18 protein-coding genes and 2 pseudogenes are annotated in these 18027 nt (G+C 61.8%); 9 read left to right on the top strand and 11 right to left on the bottom strand.

Annotation, left to right across the window (positions count from 1 at the left end; all coding sequences use genetic code 11):
- Positions 1-108: 108 nt before the first annotated feature.
- Both ACMX37_RS03305 and ACMX37_RS03300 read right to left on the bottom strand, forming a co-directional pair.
- Positions 109-498 carry a type II toxin-antitoxin system VapC family toxin gene (locus tag ACMX37_RS03305; protein WP_086741166.1) on the bottom strand — a complete coding sequence of 130 codons (390 nt, stop codon included), beginning with the start codon at positions 496-498 and terminating at the stop codon, positions 109-111.
- Positions 491-739, bottom strand: coding sequence for an AbrB/MazE/SpoVT family DNA-binding domain-containing protein (locus ACMX37_RS03300; RefSeq protein ID WP_086741164.1), 249 nt, complete (start codon positions 737-739; stop codon positions 491-493). The genes ACMX37_RS03305 and ACMX37_RS03300 overlap by 8 nt, the downstream gene beginning before the upstream one ends.
- A 533-nt stretch (positions 740-1272) precedes the next feature.
- On the opposite strand from ACMX37_RS03300, the gene ACMX37_RS03295 reads away from it, so the two are divergent.
- Both ACMX37_RS03295 and ACMX37_RS03290 read left to right on the top strand, forming a co-directional pair.
- Complete coding sequence (locus ACMX37_RS03295; protein ID WP_483147525.1) at positions 1273-1941, top strand: OmpW/AlkL family protein; 669 nt, start codon at positions 1273-1275, stop codon at positions 1939-1941.
- A gap of 134 nt (positions 1942-2075) precedes the next feature.
- Positions 2076-2810 carry a hypothetical protein gene (locus tag ACMX37_RS03290; protein ID WP_483147524.1) on the top strand — a complete coding sequence of 245 codons (735 nt, stop codon included), beginning with the start codon at positions 2076-2078 and terminating at the stop codon, positions 2808-2810.
- 13 nt (positions 2811-2823) lie between these two features.
- Here ACMX37_RS03290 and ACMX37_RS03285 read toward each other — a convergent pair whose 3' ends face one another.
- On the bottom strand, positions 2824-3438 hold the full coding sequence (locus ACMX37_RS03285; RefSeq protein WP_483147523.1) for a DUF2490 domain-containing protein: 615 nt from the start codon (positions 3436-3438) through the stop codon (positions 2824-2826).
- 156 nt (positions 3439-3594) lie between these two features.
- The gene (locus ACMX37_RS03280; protein WP_483147522.1) at positions 3595-4182 is read right to left on the bottom strand and encodes a phosphoribosyl-AMP cyclohydrolase; all 588 of its coding nucleotides are present in this window, start codon (positions 4180-4182) and stop codon (positions 3595-3597) included.
- Between the two features lie 143 nt (positions 4183-4325).
- Here ACMX37_RS03280 and ACMX37_RS03275 point away from each other — a divergent pair, with 143 nt between their 5' ends.
- The 5 genes from ACMX37_RS03275 (at position 4326) to ACMX37_RS03255 (ending at position 9696) form a co-directional block, all read left to right on the top strand.
- Entirely contained in the window at positions 4326-5363 is a 1038-nt protein-coding gene (locus ACMX37_RS03275; protein ID WP_483147521.1) for a sensor histidine kinase, read from the top strand.
- Positions 5360-6022, top strand: a complete 663-nt coding sequence (locus ACMX37_RS03270) for a response regulator (RefSeq protein WP_483147520.1) — start codon at positions 5360-5362, stop codon at positions 6020-6022. The genes ACMX37_RS03275 and ACMX37_RS03270 overlap by 4 nt, the downstream gene beginning before the upstream one ends.
- Before the next feature lie 2 nt (positions 6023-6024).
- Positions 6025-8361 carry an ATP-binding protein gene (locus tag ACMX37_RS03265; protein WP_483148348.1) on the top strand — a complete coding sequence of 779 codons (2337 nt, stop codon included), beginning with the start codon at positions 6025-6027 and terminating at the stop codon, positions 8359-8361.
- The gene (locus ACMX37_RS03260; protein ID WP_483147519.1) at positions 8358-8795 is read left to right on the top strand and encodes a response regulator; all 438 of its coding nucleotides are present in this window, start codon (positions 8358-8360) and stop codon (positions 8793-8795) included. Before ACMX37_RS03265 ends, ACMX37_RS03260 begins: the two co-directional genes overlap by 4 nt.
- A gap of 97 nt (positions 8796-8892) precedes the next feature.
- Positions 8893-9696: a TerC family protein gene (locus ACMX37_RS03255; protein WP_483147518.1), complete on the top strand. Its 804-nt coding sequence runs from the start codon at positions 8893-8895 to the stop codon at positions 9694-9696.
- Between the two features lie 49 nt (positions 9697-9745).
- Here the strand turns inward: ACMX37_RS03255 and ACMX37_RS03250 are convergent, their stop codons facing one another.
- Positions 9746-11533 (bottom strand): hypothetical protein, encoded by a 1788-nt coding sequence (locus tag ACMX37_RS03250; protein ID WP_483147517.1) that lies wholly within the window; start codon positions 11531-11533, stop codon positions 9746-9748.
- A complete protein-coding gene (locus tag ACMX37_RS03245; RefSeq protein ID WP_483147516.1) occupies positions 11530-12510 on the bottom strand; it encodes a DUF4007 family protein in 981 nt (326 codons plus the stop codon). The genes ACMX37_RS03250 and ACMX37_RS03245 overlap by 4 nt, the downstream gene beginning before the upstream one ends.
- A 131-nt stretch (positions 12511-12641) precedes the next feature.
- Between ACMX37_RS03245 and ACMX37_RS03240 the strand changes: the two genes are divergently transcribed.
- Positions 12642-13778 (top strand): cysteine desulfurase family protein, encoded by a 1137-nt coding sequence (locus tag ACMX37_RS03240; protein ID WP_483147515.1) that lies wholly within the window; start codon positions 12642-12644, stop codon positions 13776-13778.
- 76 nt (positions 13779-13854) lie between these two features.
- Here ACMX37_RS03240 and ACMX37_RS03235 read toward each other — a convergent pair whose 3' ends face one another.
- The 3 genes from ACMX37_RS03235 to ACMX37_RS03225 all read right to left on the bottom strand — a co-directional run bounded on the left by ACMX37_RS03235 (position 13855) and on the right by ACMX37_RS03225 (position 15889).
- Complete coding sequence (locus tag ACMX37_RS03235; protein ID WP_483147514.1) at positions 13855-14340, bottom strand: DUF2779 domain-containing protein; 486 nt, start codon at positions 14338-14340, stop codon at positions 13855-13857.
- A gap of 233 nt (positions 14341-14573) precedes the next feature.
- A complete protein-coding gene (locus ACMX37_RS03230; protein WP_483147513.1) occupies positions 14574-15074 on the bottom strand; it encodes a DUF7830 domain-containing protein in 501 nt (166 codons plus the stop codon).
- A 41-nt stretch (positions 15075-15115) separates the two neighbouring features.
- The gene (locus tag ACMX37_RS03225) at positions 15116-15889 is read right to left on the bottom strand and encodes a BrxR family transcriptional regulator (protein WP_052241830.1); all 774 of its coding nucleotides are present in this window, start codon (positions 15887-15889) and stop codon (positions 15116-15118) included.
- 73 nt (positions 15890-15962) lie between these two features.
- Between ACMX37_RS03225 and ACMX37_RS03220 the strand changes: the two are divergent.
- Positions 15963-16178 (top strand): annotated as a pseudogene (locus ACMX37_RS03220) (metallophosphoesterase family protein); the annotation flags it as partial.
- A gap of 123 nt (positions 16179-16301) precedes the next feature.
- Here ACMX37_RS03220 and ACMX37_RS03215 read toward each other — a convergent pair.
- Together ACMX37_RS03215 and ACMX37_RS03210 are read right to left on the bottom strand one after the other, a co-directional pair.
- Positions 16302-17039: pseudogene (locus ACMX37_RS03215) on the bottom strand (phosphotransferase family protein); the annotation flags it as partial.
- Between the two features lie 183 nt (positions 17040-17222).
- Positions 17223-17984, bottom strand: a complete 762-nt coding sequence (locus ACMX37_RS03210) for an IclR family transcriptional regulator (protein WP_483147512.1) — start codon at positions 17982-17984, stop codon at positions 17223-17225.
- Positions 17985-18027 lie beyond the last annotated feature (43 nt).

The following is an 18027-nucleotide window of genomic DNA, read 5'->3' as shown; positions in this document are numbered from 1 at the left end:
CAGAACCTGCACGGCGGCTTTCGGCGAAAACAGACGTTTTCGCTGATGATCGGCACCGGCTTAGTTTGGGGCGGGAGTGGCCGGAAGGTCTTGGGTCGGAAGCGGAACTTAGCGAAGAACTTCGACGGCGATATCAACGTCGAGTTTGCCCCATGCCCGATCGGTAGTCACTGCAACTGCATTGCACGACTCGGCTGCGCTAAGGCAGGCTCGATCCCCCAAGGACAATCCAACACTTCGCGTCGCAGCACGCAGCAGTCCGGCATGTACTGCCTGACTCTGATCGAACGCGAGCACATCGAAATTCAGCTCTGCAAGACTGGACGTTATGACCTCATCGGGCACACCGCCTTCTTGTAGTTTGGCAACAACCTCAGAAAGGTTGACGGCGCTTATGTGGCTGGCAGCAAGTCGCTCTCGAACCTGATCGCCGCCGTTCTCACCGAGCATCATCGCGAGCACAGCCGAGGCATCGAGCATATAGCGCTTATCACTCATTTTCTGCGGCAGCCCGGCGCTCAGCTATCAATTCGTCAGACAAGCTGCGACCTGGCTCCACATACTTGCGCAACTTCGCCTGAACCCGGGTCACAGCATCGCGATAGGGCCGCACGTGGATTTCGCCATCGACCACTTCGAGCAGCACGGTGTCGCCATCGGATAGAGAGAGCGCACGCCGGATCTCGACCGGCAATTGCAGCCTTCCTCCCGAGACAAGTTTTCCCCGCTGCACGTTCATAAATCACCTCGCTGTATGGTCGATTGGCCATTACAATTTTTGGTTTTCTGTATCAAGCGCAGGTCAATACATTTGAAATGAGCAAGGCTCGTGCGACCGCATCGGATCGCTTAGCGGACAGTTTTGAGTGCCATCAACGTCAGGCGGGATCGGTGCCTCAGTTAGATGCGTCCTCGACCTGGACCGACGATAGCGGACGGCTACCGGACTTCCCCGATAGTCGAGCGGTCCACGGTACTCTCAGCTCACTTAGTAAAGGTCCTGATGGCCTAGGCTGATCAGCATGCCATTTGGCAGACTGCGTCAACGCACGGCGCAGCTAGACACTTGCAATGGTCGCAGCCCCTAACCTGCCTTCGGTATACCTACGGGCCGACAGTACTGCGATCTGGCGCGGCACAAACCTGCACGGCGCCGCGTCCCATGCCCCCCACGATCCCTGTACGCCTCCGGTTGCTCTCAAAGGCTCAAGGAGGATTGGTGGGGGTGCTGCGCTCCCCTAATCCACGAGAGATATCAACATGTTGCCAAGATTGTCCTTCCTCGCCTCATTTGCCGCCCTTTCGTTCCTGATCGCCGCACCCGCAGCGGCGCAGGAAGAAGGTGGCTCCATCCAGATCAAGGGTTTTGTCACCGCTGTCCTGCCCGACGGCGCGATAAGCGAAGTCGAAGCCGACAATATCGGCTTACCGGGCGGCGCACAGACCCGTGCGACAGACTCGGTCGTTCCGACAATCGCCGCCGAGTTCTTCGTCTCACCCAACTTCTCGATCGAGACCATCTGCTGCGTGACGCCGCACGATGTCCGCGGTGCAGGTGCCCTGGCAGGTGCAGAGCTGATTGACAACGCGATCATCCTGCCTGCCACCGTCACCGCCAAGTATCACTTCGACCTTGGCGGAGGCATCAAGCCCTACCTTGGCGCAGGCCCGACCTACTTCATGATCTTCGGCGAAGATGTCGGCGCGGATGCCGCCGCTCTCGGCGCGACCGACGTGGACCTGTCGGACGAGCTCGGCTTTGTCCTTCAGGCGGGAGTCGACATCCCGCTCAACGATCGCGGCCTCGGGCTGTCGCTCGATGCCAAGCGCTATTTTGTCGGCACCACCGCGACCTTCAATGCCGGCGAAAGCGTTGCGCTGCGAAGTCATCACGATCTTGACCCGTGGGTGTTGAGCGCAGGCCTGGCCTACCGGTTCTGACCTGCCTCGCCCCTGTCGCATCGGCGGGGGAAAGCTCTTTCCTGCAAGACGGCTCGTGCACCAACCGGCACGGGCCGTCATCTGCCAAGGACGTCCTCGCTTTTCGCTTTCCAATCGGCCAGAGCTCGGCGGCAATGCCTGCGACCTTCCCCCTTCCCCAGCATCGCACCTCGCTTCGGTCCGGCGTCTCTGCCGCCAGTCTGACCAGCGCTGCCGTGCTTGCGGCGATGCTCGCAAGTCCTGCGCTGGCAGGCGGCGGCGCGCATATCGTCGATGATGATGCCACCCTTCCCGCCGGAGTGTGTCATGTCGAAACCTGGCTGACTTTCGCCGGAGATGGCGGCGGTCTCGCAGTCGCGGCGCCTGCCTGCACGCTCGCAGCGTTGCCCCGGCTCGAAATCGCGGCGGTAGTCCAGCGCGGGTGGGGAGAAGACGCGGCGACGACGATCGCGCCTGCCCTCAAGCTCAACCTGCGATCCTTTGAGGAGGTGCCGGTCGGCGTGGCTGTCTCAGCCACGGCAGTGTGGAACCCGGCGGATGGGCAGATCCAGTCCTTCGCTCTCAATGTCCCGGTCTCGCACCGGATCAACGGGAAGCTGGTGGTGCACGCCAACCTCGGCTGGACCGGGCAGACCGGAGGCGGCGATCGCCACGCTCTGTTCTGGGGCGCGCAAGCCGAATTCGCACTCGCGCCCGATCTGGTGCTGATGGGCGAGGTGTTCGGATCGGATCGCGGCGCGCCCGGCGGACAGGCTGGGCTGCGCTGGGTGACGGACCGCGGCCGCATCGACGTCGATCTGCTGGGCGGCCATCGTATCGATGGCGGCCCCGGCAACACCCTGACATTGGGCGTGACGATCAGACGGTAGCGCCCGCCGTCGGTCAGAAGGTCATGAACAGATTGACGTTCGCCGTGTGATCCGAGCGATCCTGCCCGTCGCGGAACACGTGCTGATTGAGATAGCCGGGAACCACCTCGATGCCCTTGGCGAGCGGGATCGAAATCCCGACGAAGTTGCGCCAGATCGACAGGCCGCCGCGCTGCACGCTTCCTTCGTCAAGATCGACGAAGGGCTCGGTATAGGCAACGATCCTGTGCCCCTTCTCGCTGATCGGCACGCGCAGCTGCACGAACTGGCGCAGCCGCCACTGCGTGTCTTCCTGCTCCTCGAAGGTGCGCTGCTCAAGCCGCGTGCGCGAATCCAGCGTGGTGCCGCCGGGCGTGGTCAGCAGGCGGACGTTCAGTTCCTGGTAGAAGCGGTGCTCGTTCAGTTCGACCGGCCCCACAGGATCGGTCAGCACGAAGGCGTAGCCTCCGCCGATGTTGACGTCCTTGCTGATGCGGTAGCCGACATAGGAGCGCAGCAGCAATTGCCCGAGGCGTTCGGCATCATTGGTGAAACGCTCCTGTGCCTCGAGCCTCACGAACACCTTGTCGGTGGCGTTGATGGTCGCGAACTGGCCGAGCCAGACGTTGCCATCATCTTCGGTGGCCACGGCGGGAGCTGCCGTTACGAATACCGCAGCGGCGACGGCTATGGGGCGTAAATTCATGATCACTCGCATTGCAAATTGTCGAAAGCGCGGACCCTGCGATCCTCGCGCCGGGCCCGCGCTCCGTCCCTACATGGGGCGGGGGTTTAGGGGGGAGGATTACGCCCCGTTGTAGGGAACAGACGACTGGTGAACGACGATCTTCAGAGCCCCGTCATTCCCGCGGATGTAGCCGAAGGTGTATTCCACCTTGGTCTCCGTGTCGCTGCCGACGGGCGTGAAGTAGTAGTTGCCCATCGCGACCGCCATGCCGCAGGAATTGTTCGTGATGCCGACGTTCTTCCAGCGCACCTTGCTCCACGGCTTGATCGCGAAGCCCTTGTCCTCCGGATAGGCGGGATTGCCGCCGACGAAGTAGGACAGCGCCGAATCGAACGAGGTGCGGAACTGGTCGACCGACGCCAGCGTCGGCTTGAACAGCACGAGGCTGAGATCATAGGCATAGAACTGATCGATGTGGGCCGCAGCGGCCGCCGAATAGTCGCCGCCCTCCTGATAGACCTTGCCGATCTTGACGATGCCATCGCCCCATGCCTTCTGCGCTGCGACAACTTCCCTCTCAGTGATGCAATTGACGTTCTGCTCGGCAGGCGCGGTGACAGCGCGCAGGCGTTCCTTGGCATAGCCGGGGGTGCAAGCGGCGGTCAGGAGAGCGGCGGTAGCAAGGGCCAGAGGTCCGGTTTTCATATTCAGTCTCCGTTTCGAGGTCAGAACAAGGTGACCGGAGAAATTGCATGAGTCTGGCCTTGCTGCGTCCGCCGGGCGGCGAGCCGTCTGGCCTATGCCGTTCGGCATATGACAAACCCAAAGCCTGGCATTACTAGGCTGGCGTGACGCATGCGCCCTCTATCCACCCGCGCCGGGAAACCGCCTCTGATTTGCGCGCTCTGTATCGCGAGGCCGAGGCGCGCGCCGCGCGGTTGCGCGTGATCGTCGAGGCGGGCCGCATTCTGGCATCGAGCGCGCCAGACGCGACAGATGCAGCAGCGCACATGGTTGCTCAGGAGGCGGCTCACCTCGCGGGTTTTGCACGCGGGACCATAATGGACGAGGCTGAAGGTGATTTGAGCGGCAACGACAGGCTCTGTCTGCCGCTTGCAGCGCCGGCCAGTGATGGAAAGTCGGTCGGAACGCTGGTGCTCGAACAGCGTATCGGAGCACCGAGTCCCGAGGATTGCGAGGCGCTAGGGATCATCGCCCAGCTGATCGGCGGAGCACTGGCTGCCCAGGTCCGCGAAGCGCGGCTCGCTACACTGCTCGCCGAACTGCTCAGCGCACAAGAGGCCGAACGCAGCCGGGTCGCACACGAACTGCATGACGGCGTTGCACAGTCTGCAGCGGCGTTGGCCCGACGGCTCGAGCTCGCTTTGGATGGCGACCCGGCCGACCTCGACCAGGCAGCTGATCAGGCCCGCGCGCTGGTGCGCGAATTGCGTCAGGTGATCGCCGGAATGCGCCCGCCCGCCCTCGACGATCTGGGGCTTGCCGCGGCACTGCGACAATTGCTTGATGACGCGGACGAAGGGCAGGGCGTGATGCTCGACGTGGCGCTCGGGTCACGGCCGCCTGCACCAATTGAAACTGCGCTTTTCCGGATCGTCCAGGAAGGCTTCAATAACGCCCGGGCGCACGCCGGCAAGAGCGCACGTATCACCATCAGGCTAAGCGAAGCGAACGGTTGCTACCGTGCCCAAATCGACGATGATGGACAGGGCTTCGATCCCTCCGCTCTGACTGCTCGCGCGCCTGACCGCGGGTTCGGCCTCAGCTATATGCGTGAGCGGATCGAACGTATCGGCGGGCGGCTCGAGATCCGGAGCGCTCCGGGACAAGGCTGCCGCCTGCTGGCAGAACTGCCTGCCGCATGAACGACACTTCCGCTCTGCCCCGGGTTCTGATCGCCGATGACCACGACCTCGCGCGCGAGGGCCTGCGTGCACTTCTCGAACGCAGCGGCGCCTACAACGTCGTGGCTGAGGCAAGGACCGGAGAGGAAGCGCTGGCCCTTGCGGCGGAACACTCTCCAGATCTGGCTCTCCTAGACATCCGTTATGCTGACGGCGGGATCGACGGGCTTGAGGTTGCCCGCCGTCTTGCTGAAGCCGCCCCGGCCCTCGGCGTCGTGCTGATTACCATGCACGACAGCGCCGATTACGTGCGTGCTGCGATCGGGGCGGGTGCGCGCGGATTTCTGGCGAAGGATGCTGCACGCGACGAAGTGCTTGCCGCGCTGGCGCAAGTGAGCGCGGGAAGGGTGGCCTTCCCTCCGGCTCTGATGCGCCGCGCGGTGACCGAAGATCGAGCGAGCCCCGTGCTTGCAGCGATCAAGCGCCTGACCCCTCGAGAGCGCGAGGTGCTGGCGGCACTGGCTACGGGCGGCACCAACAAAGAGATCGCCCTTTCGCTCGGCATTATGCCCGGCACGGTAAAGACCCATGTCGAACGCCTGATCGGAAAACTCGGCGTGCGCGACCGGACGCAAGCCGCCATCCTTGCGGTCGAGTTTGGCATCGGGCGCGCGGCGTGACGATGCGCGGCATATCGAACTGGTGGGCCAACCGCCCGCTGGCAACCAAGGGGCTCGTGGTGGTGGCGGTGCCGCTGCTGATCTTCCTGGGATCGGTCGCTGCCCTCTATGCCATCAGCCGCATGGAATCGCGCGCCGAGCAGGATGTCAGGCTCACCATTGCGATCCAGAACGACGTCAACGAGGTCCATGCCCTGCTGGCCGAGGCGTCGAGCGGCGTGCGCGGCTATCTCCTGACCGGCGAGCCGCGCTTTCTCGAGCCCTATCAGCGCGCCGAACAATTGGTGCCGCAGGTGACCCGGCGTTTGCGCCGGGCGATCCGTGACGCTGAGGCATCGGCGCATCTCGCCAGAATAGAAGTGCTCGCCGGGCAAAAGCGTGAAGGCCTTTCCGTGCTTTTGGCTGCCCGCAGGCGGACCGGTGCCGATATCGTCGCCGATCCTACCATTGCCGCGGGCCTCGCCGCCAACAAGCAAGTGCTGGATGCGCTGCGCGGTGAGATCGAGCGCATGCAGGAGCGGGAGCGGGAATTGCTGGCAGCGCGTCAGGACCGCCTCCATGAGGTGCGCCGCAATGGCCTGTTCATCACCGGTTTGTTGACCGTCGCCGGTCTTGTCGGAAGTCTGTTTGCGGTGTTTCTGTTTTCGAGCGGGATCGTGCGCCGTGTCCAACGGCTTGAGCGCGAGGCGGTGCTGCTGGCGCAGGGCGATGCATTGCCCGAACGCGAGGCGGGGCGCGACGAGATCGGCCTGCTCGCGGTGCGCATGACCGAAGCGAGCGCGCTGCTGCGCGCCCGCGAACAGGCACTTCGTGAGGGCGAAGAACGCTTTCGTCTGGTGATCGAGGGCGTGCGCGATTACGGAATTTTCGCGCTCGATCCGGCGGGCCACGTGGTGAGCTGGAACACCGGGGCCGAGCGGATCAAGGGCTGGACCAGCGAGGAGATTGTCGGCCGCCACTTCTCGACCTTCTATCCGGGCGATGATGCGCGCGAACGCTCGATGCGCAATCTTGCCGACGCGGTGCGCGATGGCCGCACCGAGGATGAAGGCTGGCGCATCCGGAAGGACGGCACTCTGTTCTGGGCCAATGTGGTCATCACGGCTCTGCGGGACGAATGCGGCGAGTTGCGCGGCTTCTCCAAGGTGACGCGCGATATAACCGAGCGCCGCCGTGCGCAGGAAGCGTTAGAACATGCCCGGCAGGAAGCCGAGGAGGCCAGCACCGCGAAGAGTGTTTTCCTCTCCCGCATGAGCCACGAGCTGCGCACCCCGCTCAATGCCATTCTCGGCTTTGCACAACTGTTGGAACTTGACCGGTCCGACCGCGGCGAGACCGACGCAGCTGGCATCGATCAGATCCTGCGCGCCGGTCGTCACCTGCTGGGGCTGATCGACGAGGTGCTTGATATTGCAAGAATCGAAGCCGGAAAGCTGGGAATGGATATCGTACCCGTCTCGCTAGGCGATACGATCTCGGAGGCGGTCGGTCTGTCGCTCCCCGAGGCCGAGAGCCAGAGGATCGCCATCATCCAAAACATCGGCCGCCATACCCCAGTCGCTGCGGATAGGCGGCGGCTGTTGCAGGTCCTGCTCAACCTTTTGAGCAACGCCGTCAAATACAACCGACCCGATGGCGAGGTGGCGATCAGCGCCGCGGTGCGGGACGGGCGCGCGCGCGTCGAGGTGACCGATACCGGCATCGGGGTCGATCCCGATCAGGCAGGCGACCTGTTCCAGCCCTTCACCCGGCTTGCCGCAGGTGCAGCGCGCACGGAAGGGACCGGGCTGGGCCTCTCGTTGTCCCGCGCGCTGGTCGAGGCGATGGGCGGCGCGATCGGCTACACGCCGCGAGCCGACGGACTGGAGGGCGCTTGTTTCTGGTTCGAATTGCCGCTCGCCGCGCAGACCAGCACTCCCGAGCAGGTTCCTGCGAAAGCCGCGCGTCCCTGGCCGGCAGCGTCGCACCGCCTCACGATCCTGCTGATCGAGGACAACCTCGCCAACGCGCAGCTGATCGAAGCGGTCGCCGCCCGGCATTGGCCCGAAGCGCACGTCGTCAACGCCATGCAGGCAAGCCTGGGGTTGGATCTGGCGCTGCGACACCGGCCTGACCTCGTTTTGCTGGATCTGCATCTGCCCGACAAGGACGGGGACTGGGTCCTGGAGCAGCTCGCCAGGGCCTATCCCGATCTGCCGGTGATCCTGCTCACCGCCGACGCGCTTGCCGCGCAGGCCGACTGGGCGTCGCGCGGCGCTGCTGCGGTGCTTACGAAGCCGATCGACGTTGCCGCCCTGCTCGAAACGGTCGACGCGGCGCTGGGGGAGCGTGCACAATGATCCCGCCTCGCTCCGCCACGGACGCGCGCATCCTCGCAATCGACGACGAACCGGCCAATCTGGCACTGATCACGGCGGTGTTGCTGCGCGAGGGCTACACGCAGGTCGAAACGCTGACCGACCCGCGTCTTGCCGCCGAGCGGCATCTCGCATTTGGCCCCGATCTCGTGCTGCTCGACCTGATGATGCCAAGCATCGACGGCTATGCGCTGCTCGACAGCCTCGGGCGCCTGACCGGCGCGGATGATCTGGTGCCGATCATGGTGCTCACCGCAGACACATCGATCGAGGCCAAGCGCCGGGCGCTGGCGCTTGGCGCGCGCGATATCGTGACCAAGCCTTTCGATGTCTTCGAATTCGCGCTGCGGGTGGCCAATCTTGTCGAGCTGCGCATGATGTTCCAGCGGGTCAAAGCCGCAGCAGCACCCGACTGAACCCCCGCGGCCCTGCCGCGCGAAATTGCAACCAGAAATATCACCCGAACCCTGTCGCCTCTTGTTTCAAGCCGATCAATTCTGCAGAGCCCCGGTCATGGATATCATCGCCCTTCTGTCCGATCCGGCCGCCTGGCTGGCCTTGCTCACGCTCATAGCGCTCGAGGTTGTGCTCGGGGTCGATAACCTCATCTTCATCGCCATCCTTTCGAACAAGCTGCCCGCCCATCAACAGGAACGTGCCCGCAAGCTCGGACTGATGCTGGCGCTGGGGATGCGGATCGCACTGCTGATGCTGATCGGCTGGATCGTCACATTGCAGCAGCCGATTTTCGACCTCGGGATCGTGGGCCCGCCCGTTGAAGGCACCAACAAGGCCAGCTTCGAGACCGCCTTCTCGGGCCGCGACCTCATCCTGCTGGCCGGCGGCCTGTTCCTGCTGTGGAAGGCCACCAAGGAAATTCACCACTCGATGGAGCCGGCGGATGCCTCGGGCGATCTGCTCGACAAGACGCCGGGTATCGCTGCTGCGGCGACAGCCAGCTTCGGAGCGGTGATCGTGCAGATCATTGCCATCGATCTGGTGTTCTCGGTGGATTCCATCCTCACTGCCGTCGGCATGACCGACGACATTCCGATCATGGTGGCCGCCGTCATCATCACCGTCACCATCATGCTGTTCGCCGCAACGCCGCTAGCCAATTTCATCGAGAAGAACCCGACGTTGGTCATGCTTGCGCTGTCGTTTCTGGTCATGATCGGGCTCGTGCTGATCGCCGATGGCTTCGGCTTTCATGTGCCCAAGGGCTACATCTACGCAGCGATGGGCTTTTCGGTCATGGTCGAGATGCTCAACATCATCCAGCGCAACCGGAGACGCCGGGACGCGGGCGCGGACTAGAGGGGGGTTCTGCCGCAACATCGAATTTGGCAAACCGAATGCTGTACACTTAGAAACTTCTTGTAGCCACCTCCCGGCGAGCGACCGCATCACCCTTTAATTCTGGGCGCGACACCTGCACCTTTTCGAGAGCAATGAGCTCGCGGCTCAACTCGCGCAGCATGTAGCTATCGCTTGACAGCCCGAGGGCTATCGGACGGTCGCCGACTTCTTTCTCAAGACCATCGAGGATTCGCCGGACTTGAGCCGGGCTGTCGCCGTCTTCGTTGACGAGAAGAAGGAACAAGCCTGATGAACCCTTCCCCTCTTGAAAACCGGAGATTCGCTTCGATCCGTCTCCTAAAGTAGCGATATCGACTTCAAACCAATGCATCGCACCAGTCTCGTGATACTCGCGCTTTGCGAGGATAGGGGCCAGAACACCGCTGCCCCTCAGCTTCGAAAAGTCGCAGCCGACAATTTCGCCGAGCGCTTCTTCGATCGCTTGTTCCACGTCGAAATCCGACCCAGCATAGAGCGTGTAGCCTCCAAGATGCCGTCGGAAGATGACAACCGATCGTCTCTTCAATGACTCGAGTGCGGCGCTGATTTCATGCTCGCTGAGCCTCGGTAGTGCAGAGGCCAGGATTTTGCTCGATGCCACAAGACCAGACCGATCTCGGAACAGATCCAACAGGGCGACGGCTCGCAGGACCGATAGTTCAGCATCAGTTGCACCGCCAGCCTCTGAACGCTCGATAGCATCGAGGGCCAACGACCACCTATGGGAATCAGGTGACGCCATAATTGAAGGCTCGAGATTAGCCCTAAGATAGCCCCACAACCAATCGCAGTCATATGTTGTGCTCGAGACCGCTGATGTCGAACTGAGGAAGTCCTGGAAGCCGTAAGGTTCTGCTGAACCGAGAAAGCCGAAGAGACTTCTCTGATTTTGTCCGAACCGCCGCCTTGAGAGAGGCCCTAACAGACATGCGACGACTGGCCCAAGAGGCCAGCATGACGCAAGCCGCTGCTCAACCACCTCAGAGCCACCACGCGTGCCGCCTACCGCCTTAGCGACATCAGCAATGCCAGCTATTACCTGCGGTCGAGCGTCACATTCGATAGCTCGCGAAAGCAATTCGATCTGCTCTTCGCCGGTCGGATTGAGCGGCACATCAACATAGCGCCCTTGTATCTTAAGCCAATCTTCGCGCGTCTCGCGCGCGAGCCTGTAGGCATAGTCGTCAAAGGCTTGGTGAAGCACTCCGACAACAACGAGTCGACCATCCGACCGAGACGCCGCCTCTGCCAACTCTTGGAAGAAGAAAGCATCTCCGCCTTCAGACGCGGCGTGCTCGAGCAATTTGCCCATCTCGTCGATAACGAGCAAAGTCCCGATGCCGCGCTTGGCTTCGGCCAAAAGGCGATCGATCGGACCATTGCCCTTCTTGATCCCAGCCTCATCGAGGGCGGCTGTTATCACGGCAGCCGTATCGGCACGAGACCCCACAATCGAGACTGTACTCCAACCCTGCGGCGCCCACCTCATCTGCTTCGTTATCTGCTCCCGAAGCTGTGAGGGCAGAACCTTGAGCGCTTCGTCGCGATCAGGGCCGTCAGGCCCCAGAGCAGCGGCAAGCACGACCGCAAGGCTCGATTTCCCGCAACCGTAGGGGCCGGTCCAGGTAAAGGCCCCATGGCCGAGGCCCGACACATGTTCAATTGTCGTCTTCAAGGCCTGCGCGGCGGTGGCGGTGCAGATGAACCCAGAAGCGGCAGCAGCGTCATCACCGAGACGGATCGACCGCTGAAAACGACGACGGACGCGAGTGATATCTGACAGAGTTTTGGTCATGCGGCTTCCTCCAACCCGCTGTAGAGAGGTGATAGGAGACCGTCCGCATCGAAGTGATCAAGCTCCACGCGTCGAGATACTTGCCGCAGACCACCACCTTCGTCCCACACGAGTGCGGAAGAAGTGTATTTTTCAATCCGCTCAAGACGCTCGACGAGCGAGTCCTCATCAAGAAGGAAGACTCGCCCCGGCGAGCCAGGATCATGAGCAATCGTTTCGAGGGAAAGCGAGCCGCGGGTCAGGAATTGCGAACGCCAAAACTCGAACAAGCTGAAGGCGAACACTGCATCTGGCAGAGAGGGCTTTGGTCCGCGGCGGAATTGCAACGCACCTCCAGCCATAGGAGCAATCAATCCCAATTCCGCAAACGGGCTTTCAAGCCCATCTTCAATCGCCCCCCGGCGCACGGTTTTGGTCACATAAGTCCGAACAAAGCACTCAGCATCGCGGTCGACCGTGCCCCTCGCTATCCGACTATTCGTAAGTCGCCCGATCTCGCGCAACTCCTCGAGCCTAGTCCAGAGACGCGATGCCAACGTGTCCTTTGTGAAAATTGCGTCGTTGAACTCATTAAAGGCAAAATACCAGGTGGTGGCGCGACCCGGGGTCGCGACAAGCCGCCAGTGAAGCAGCCAAAGTGAAGCAGGCAATTCAAGGTAGGGATCGCCTCCGCCGAAGATCGCATGACCGAGGGCTGTCGGCTCCAGCAATTCCAAGCGTCCGACACGCTCGCCCAGCGGAGCAAGAACGCCACAGGCAAGGGCCCAATGCCGCATCGAGGCAACCATGTTTTTGCCGACGCCAAACTTTCCGATCCCTATGTTGGGGGAAAACGCCTGTTGCCGGTCTTCACCAACAGACGATAACTCTTCACAAACAGCGTCGTAGGACTTTTTCAGCCATCCATACCGGCAGGGGAAGGTTTCATGCCCCGCTACCTGAAGCTTGATGCCTTCCCGGTCCAAGAGGCTGCGCATGCACTGATTTCCTTATCACTGGACAATTTCACCAGTGATGATAGCGAGGTTAGTCACTGGTGACAATCGCCAGTCACTAGTCTTTCGCGATCTGCACGACCGGAACGCATGGCGAACACTGTGAGGTAGGCGTGATTTATCTCGACCATCAGGCATCCACGCCGACCCACCCTGAAGTCGTCGCCACGATGCAATCGCTATATGCGGAGTACTATGCCAATCCCCATGCTGCTGACCACGCAGCAGGGTGGTCAGCGGCCGACGCAATCGAAGCGGGTCGCGCCGACGTGGCCAGCGCGCTAAATGCGGATAGCGACGAGATCGTATTCACATCGGGGGCTACGGAAGCGAACAATCTCGCGATACTAGGATTGAGGCAGTCATCACTGCGGCGACCGAAGGTCATTGTAAGCGCGATCGAGCACAAGGCGGTTCTTGCCCCTGCGAGGGAGTTGTGTGCCGAGGGTGCTGAGCTCGTTATCGCTCCTGTCGATCGAAACGGCCAGATCGACATAGACCGGCTTTCAGGCTTGATTGATGATCGGACACTCCTCGTCTCAGTGATGCTCGTGAACAACGAGATGGGTGCGGTCCAGCCAATCAAGAGAGTTTCTGAGCTTTGCCGCAGCGCAGGAGCACTTCTGCACACGGATGCGGCACAGGCACTCTCTTGGATGCCTATCGATGTCTTAGAGCTTGGCGTCGATCTCCTAAGCGTCTCTGGACACAAGGCTTTCGGCCCCAAGGGCATCGGTGCACTCTATGTCAGCCGCGAAGTAAGGCAGCAGCTGAGACCGCTAATCCATGGAGGTGACCAGGAAGCCGGCCTACGAGCGGGCACACTCCCGACGCCGCTCTGTGCCGGCCTTGGCCACGCCTGCAGGCTACTACCGGACGAGCATACAGTGGAAAAATGGGCAGACCTTACTCATTCCCTGTATGCTGGACTGCTAGGCATTTTTCCTCAAATCAAGCTAGTGGGCGGTGCTGAGAACCGTCACCCCGGGAACCTATGCATCCGAGTCCCAGGTTTCGACGCGGAGAGACTCGTTGCTCATGTACAGCCGCACGTCGCGTTAGCGCGCGGTTCAGCATGCACTTCTGGAATTCCCGAACCTAGCCACGTCTTGCGCGCGATGGGGCTGGACGCACTTGCCGCCTCCGAAGTCGTTCGCCTCAGTACGGGGCCGACCACCCGAATTGAAGAGATCGAAGCGGCACTGGAATGCTTCGCGCAAGCCGCCGATCGGATGAGGTTGGTTGCCTGACCGGCGGGCAATGCCGGCAGAGCCTCATTTGGCCAGAACCAAAGGCCGAAGACGTATTCCCGATCTTGATACGTTCCTAACTCAAGTTCGCCTGGCTTCCAGCCAATGCCCGTGCGACGGCGACCATCGCCCAAGTGTCACGGGCGCAATAGGCCCTGAGCGCCTCTTCCAGCGCCTCGCGCCGCAGCGGGTCACAGGCTGGGTCCGCGGCCTCGAACCACGCCGCCTGCGCATCGCCCCCGTCCTTCACCTCGAGCGCGCCATAATCCAGCTCAGCGGCGATGGTCGGGAGCAACGCCTTGATTGACCAGCTCCCTCGCTGGTCGCGGTGGTACCAATTGTTGCGGGCTACGGGCAGCAGATCGACCGTCGCCTCGGCCATCGCTTCGAGGCGCGCAGCGAGATCGGGGAATGAAGCTGCCAGATCGCGCAACACGCTGCGCTCGAAGGCCGCATTATAGGCAATGATCGTCGCACCCGCGGGGATATCCTCCACCAACGCCTCCGCACAGGCCCGGCGCGGGTCGGTGCCGTCGCAGCTCAGAAACTCGTGGTGCGTCACCTTCGACCTTCTCTAGGACATCGACGCGCACCAGTACGCCATCATGTTCGAAGGTCGCCTCGAAGATCGGGCCGGGATGCCCGCCTGCAATGAGCGCGGAAGTCTTGGCCAGCGCCTCGGAAAGAGACGGCGGATCGACCATCACGCCGCCAGGGTGAAGCGCACAGGCGATCTCACCAACGGCATTACCGGTCGCTAAGCGCGCTTCGGCGCCCTCGTCCTGCTCGGCGAGCTCAGGGCGAAACGTCAGGTCGGCGGAGGCCGCAGAGACCTTCGCTTGCTTTCCAGGTCCTTTCTGAGGCCACATCCTTGAACCGTGGATCGGCCGAGAGGCTCCGCAGAAGAAGTTCCTTGACCCGCTTGTGCGCGCTGCTCTCCTGGGCGCCGCGGTACTTCATGGCCCTGATATCGGCTTCGCTCAGATCCGTCCGCGTGACAGCCGGGCACGAGCCATCTTCATGGCGATGCCGGAAGAAGAACCGCTTGGTCGTGCTGCAAGCCAGATAGACCGGAACACCGCACGTCGCGCACACTAGGCGTGCTTCGTCACGTTTGACGAGCGCCTTGAGTCTTTGGCGTAGCAGAATTGCGCGCTCATACCGGAATGCCCGGATCAACCGGCGGACATTGAGCGCATGGCCAGTTCGCGGGTTCCTGACAGCGTCAATCTCGGGCTTTGTCACCGCCGATGCCCATGCCAGCGGATCAACGGTCGTGTTTCCAACCATGGCCATTTCCTTTCCTTGTGGCAGCAGACTCCCCTCGCCCGGGATGGCTAACAGCGCTCCAATCGTGCGCCCGCCTGTTTGAGCCCCCAGCGTCGCTCGACATAGAATTCGAGCGACTTGCGGACCTCGAAGCTCAGAACTTCCTGCGTGAACCCATATTCCAACCGGACAGCGGCCTGCTGTTCTTCCGTCAGACTGCTCAGCGGCCGAAGCCGGATCTCGACGAACTCCTCCCAGTCAGCATCGCGCGGAAGATCTTCGCCGACCGGTGCCACATCGAAGGTGCTGTCGGGATGGACCCGAACCGGAACATAATCGCGCCATTCGCGGTGGTGGAAACTCCACGCCCGAACGTGCAGGCGCTCGCCGTCGGAGGCAAAATGCGCCGGTGCGATCCATTGGTTCTGACGCAGCCCACTCGACATCGACACGTAGCCGATCTCGATCTTCTGCCGCTGCTCGACCGCCTGCCATAGGCGACGCATCACAAATGGGGGGCACTGCCGGGCCGGTGATGGAAGAACAGAAAGGCCGCTCGATGTGGGATGGCCGACAAACTCATCCGGCGAGCCTGCATCCTCCACAAAAGGCAGGCCGCGATGGTGGGGGTTGGCAACATAACACTTTCGGACCGTGTCGTAGCGAGGCTTCGGCTCTGCAACCCGGTCGAGATATTCCCTCAGATCGATTGCCGCTTGCGGAGACGAGATCCCGAAACGCTCGATCAGGTCCTTGCGATTCACCTGTCCGCGCCAAGTCAGGCACCGGTCGAGATAGACCAGGCGGGCGAGCATTGCTGGCTTGAGTGCAGGATCGTCCATGTCCGAACCCTACTTGACGAGCCACCGCACGTCTATATAAATTTTATATGCACTTGGATTCGAGGACAGAATAATGCGCATCTTGCACACCAGCGACTGGCATCTGGGCCGCCAATTTCATGGCCTGTCCCTCGATGAAGACCATGACCACATTCTCGTCCAGATCCTCGCGGTGATCGATGATGAACGCCCCGATGTCGTGATCATCGCCGGCGATGTTTTTGACCGGGCAAACCCGCCCCAAAGCGCGATAACCCGCCTCTCGCAGTTCCTCACAACGGTGCGGGCAGCATCCGATGCAGCGATCGTTATTATCGCGGGCAACCACGATTCCGCCGCGCAGATCGGTGCGATGGGCGTTCTTGCAGATGGCGGCGTGGCCCCCCGGAAAAGTCGGCGGCAGGCGGTACATCATGAGATGGTAAGCGAAATCGGCCAAGGGATTGCCCAGGCTCGAAAGCTCCCAGTCGATCACTGCCAGCACCTCCGGCGCGTCGGGCGCGAAAATGAGGTTGTCGACGCGAAAATCGCCGTGGACGATCCGGCCTCCTTCATCGGGCGGCACGACTTGCGGAAGCCACTCGGCGATCGCATCAAGTTCTGCAATTTGGCCTGCTTCGGTATCGGCTCTGTATTGAGAGGACCAACGCTCGATCTGGCGTGCCAAGTAACGGTCCGGACGGCCGAAGTCGGCAAGTCCGACGGACTCGGGTATGATTGTGTGAAGTCGGGCGAGCGTTTCGCCCATTGCGTCGAAGAGAAGGGGGCGTTCGGCCGGAGCCGCGTTCTTAAAGCTCGAATCCCAGAACATCCGGCCCTCGACCATGGACATGAGGTAGAAGGGCGTCCCAAGGATATCGGGTTCTTCGCACAGGGCGATGATTTCGGGGACAGGAAAGCCGGTATTGCCGAGGGCGGACTGAACGCGGACTTCGCGCTCGATGGCATGGGCGCCCTTTAGCAGCGGGCCCTCTGGTTTCCGCCGGAGCACGAAGTTGCCGCGGGTGGTGGTCAGGGCAAATGTCGGGTTCGATTGGCCCCCGCTGAACCGCTTGATCGCAATCAGCGCGCCGACGGAAGGCGCATGATCGTGGAGCCATTGCTCAAGGCGCCGAGGGTCCGGCAAGATATCGTCCACCGCCTTGCGCATGCATTGCTCTCCGCTTTTTTGGCCAGAAAGGGGCCGGCGCGCGAGTGGCTATCACAGCCGAAGGGCGTTTCCCATATCGAATGTCTATCGTTATGGAAAATGACAGTCAGGCGCGCAGTGCACCATTTTCTGCAGCGCGGAGGATGTTGGCATGAAGGTGGAGGCGAGTGGATTGGCGCCCGGTTATTTGCGCCCCGAGTGCGCGCGGGCGATCGCTGCAAGACGTTCTCCGACCTCCCGGGTCATGGTCTCGCTCATCGTGGTAGTAAAACCGCTGGCTGTAAGTCCATAGATCGCCCGGCCACTATAGTCGGTGATCAACGAAGCGACGGAAACCACGCCGGGGTATAACGCTTCACGGTCAACCCCGTAACCAAGCCGCTCGGCGTCACGCACCTCCGAAATATATTGCTCTGCGGTGATCTGGCCTTCCCAACGCGCTTGCTCGAAATGGCTGAGGAGTTCGCTTTCGCTAAGTTTCTTTTGCGCCGCCAAGGCCCGTCCCACGGCGCCGAGCATGAGCGGCATGCGCTGCTTGACCTCCATGTCCAGCCGCATGGGGCGGTCGGCTACCGCGCGTTCCATCAAGATCATTCGGTCGGGGGTGACCTCCCAAACTCCCGCCAAACAACCAGTGTCTGTAGCGAGGCGGTTCAAATCGACCATGATGTCTTCGACGAGGCTTCGGCCGAGAAGCTGCTTTGACAATTTGAGCAGACCATCGCTCAGCGTATAGGTCTTGCTGAGATCGTCGAAGCGCGCGGCGTTTTCAGCGACCAGCGTGCGAAGAATATTGAATGCAGTCGACGGGTTGACCTTGGCGGCGCGCGCTATCGAACTCACGCCCAGCGGCGCAGTGCTGTCACTGAGAACCCGCAAGATCCGAAAAGCCTGCGTAACAGCCCCGACCAGCTTGACTGGTTTGTCCCCTTTGCCATCTGTCATAGCGAAGAGCTATCGGAGGGGCGAACGATCGTCAATCGTGCTC

It is taken from the genome of Porphyrobacter sp. THAI-01a (assembly GCF_056868655.1).
The sequence above is the reverse complement of the archived record's forward strand: the minus strand, read 5'-3'. Positions and strand labels throughout refer to the sequence as shown.

Coding starts and splice junctions, on each gene's coding strand:
- ACMX37_RS03305 (WP_086741166.1), bottom strand. CDS start 498: ATGAGTGATAAGCGCTATATGCTCGATGCCTCGGCTGTGCTCGCGATG.
- ACMX37_RS03300 (WP_086741164.1), bottom strand. CDS start 739: ATGAACGTGCAGCGGGGAAAACTTGTCTCGGGAGGAAGGCTGCAATTG.
- ACMX37_RS03290 (WP_483147524.1), top strand. CDS start 2,076: ATGCCTGCGACCTTCCCCCTTCCCCAGCATCGCACCTCGCTTCGGTCC.
- ACMX37_RS03280 (WP_483147522.1), bottom strand. CDS start 4,182: ATGAAAACCGGACCTCTGGCCCTTGCTACCGCCGCTCTCCTGACCGCC.
- ACMX37_RS03270 (WP_483147520.1), top strand. CDS start 5,360: ATGAACGACACTTCCGCTCTGCCCCGGGTTCTGATCGCCGATGACCAC.
- ACMX37_RS03265 (WP_483148348.1), top strand. CDS start 6,025: ATGCGCGGCATATCGAACTGGTGGGCCAACCGCCCGCTGGCAACCAAG.
- ACMX37_RS03260 (WP_483147519.1), top strand. CDS start 8,358: ATGATCCCGCCTCGCTCCGCCACGGACGCGCGCATCCTCGCAATCGAC.
- ACMX37_RS03255 (WP_483147518.1), top strand. CDS start 8,893: ATGGATATCATCGCCCTTCTGTCCGATCCGGCCGCCTGGCTGGCCTTG.
- ACMX37_RS03250 (WP_483147517.1), bottom strand. CDS start 11,533: ATGACCAAAACTCTGTCAGATATCACTCGCGTCCGTCGTCGTTTTCAG.
- ACMX37_RS03245 (WP_483147516.1), bottom strand. CDS start 12,510: ATGCGCAGCCTCTTGGACCGGGAAGGCATCAAGCTTCAGGTAGCGGGG.
- ACMX37_RS03230 (WP_483147513.1), bottom strand. CDS start 15,074: ATGGCCATGGTTGGAAACACGACCGTTGATCCGCTGGCATGGGCATCG.
- ACMX37_RS03225 (WP_052241830.1), bottom strand. CDS start 15,889: ATGGACGATCCTGCACTCAAGCCAGCAATGCTCGCCCGCCTGGTCTAT.
- ACMX37_RS03210 (WP_483147512.1), bottom strand. CDS start 17,984: ATGACAGATGGCAAAGGGGACAAACCAGTCAAGCTGGTCGGGGCTGTT.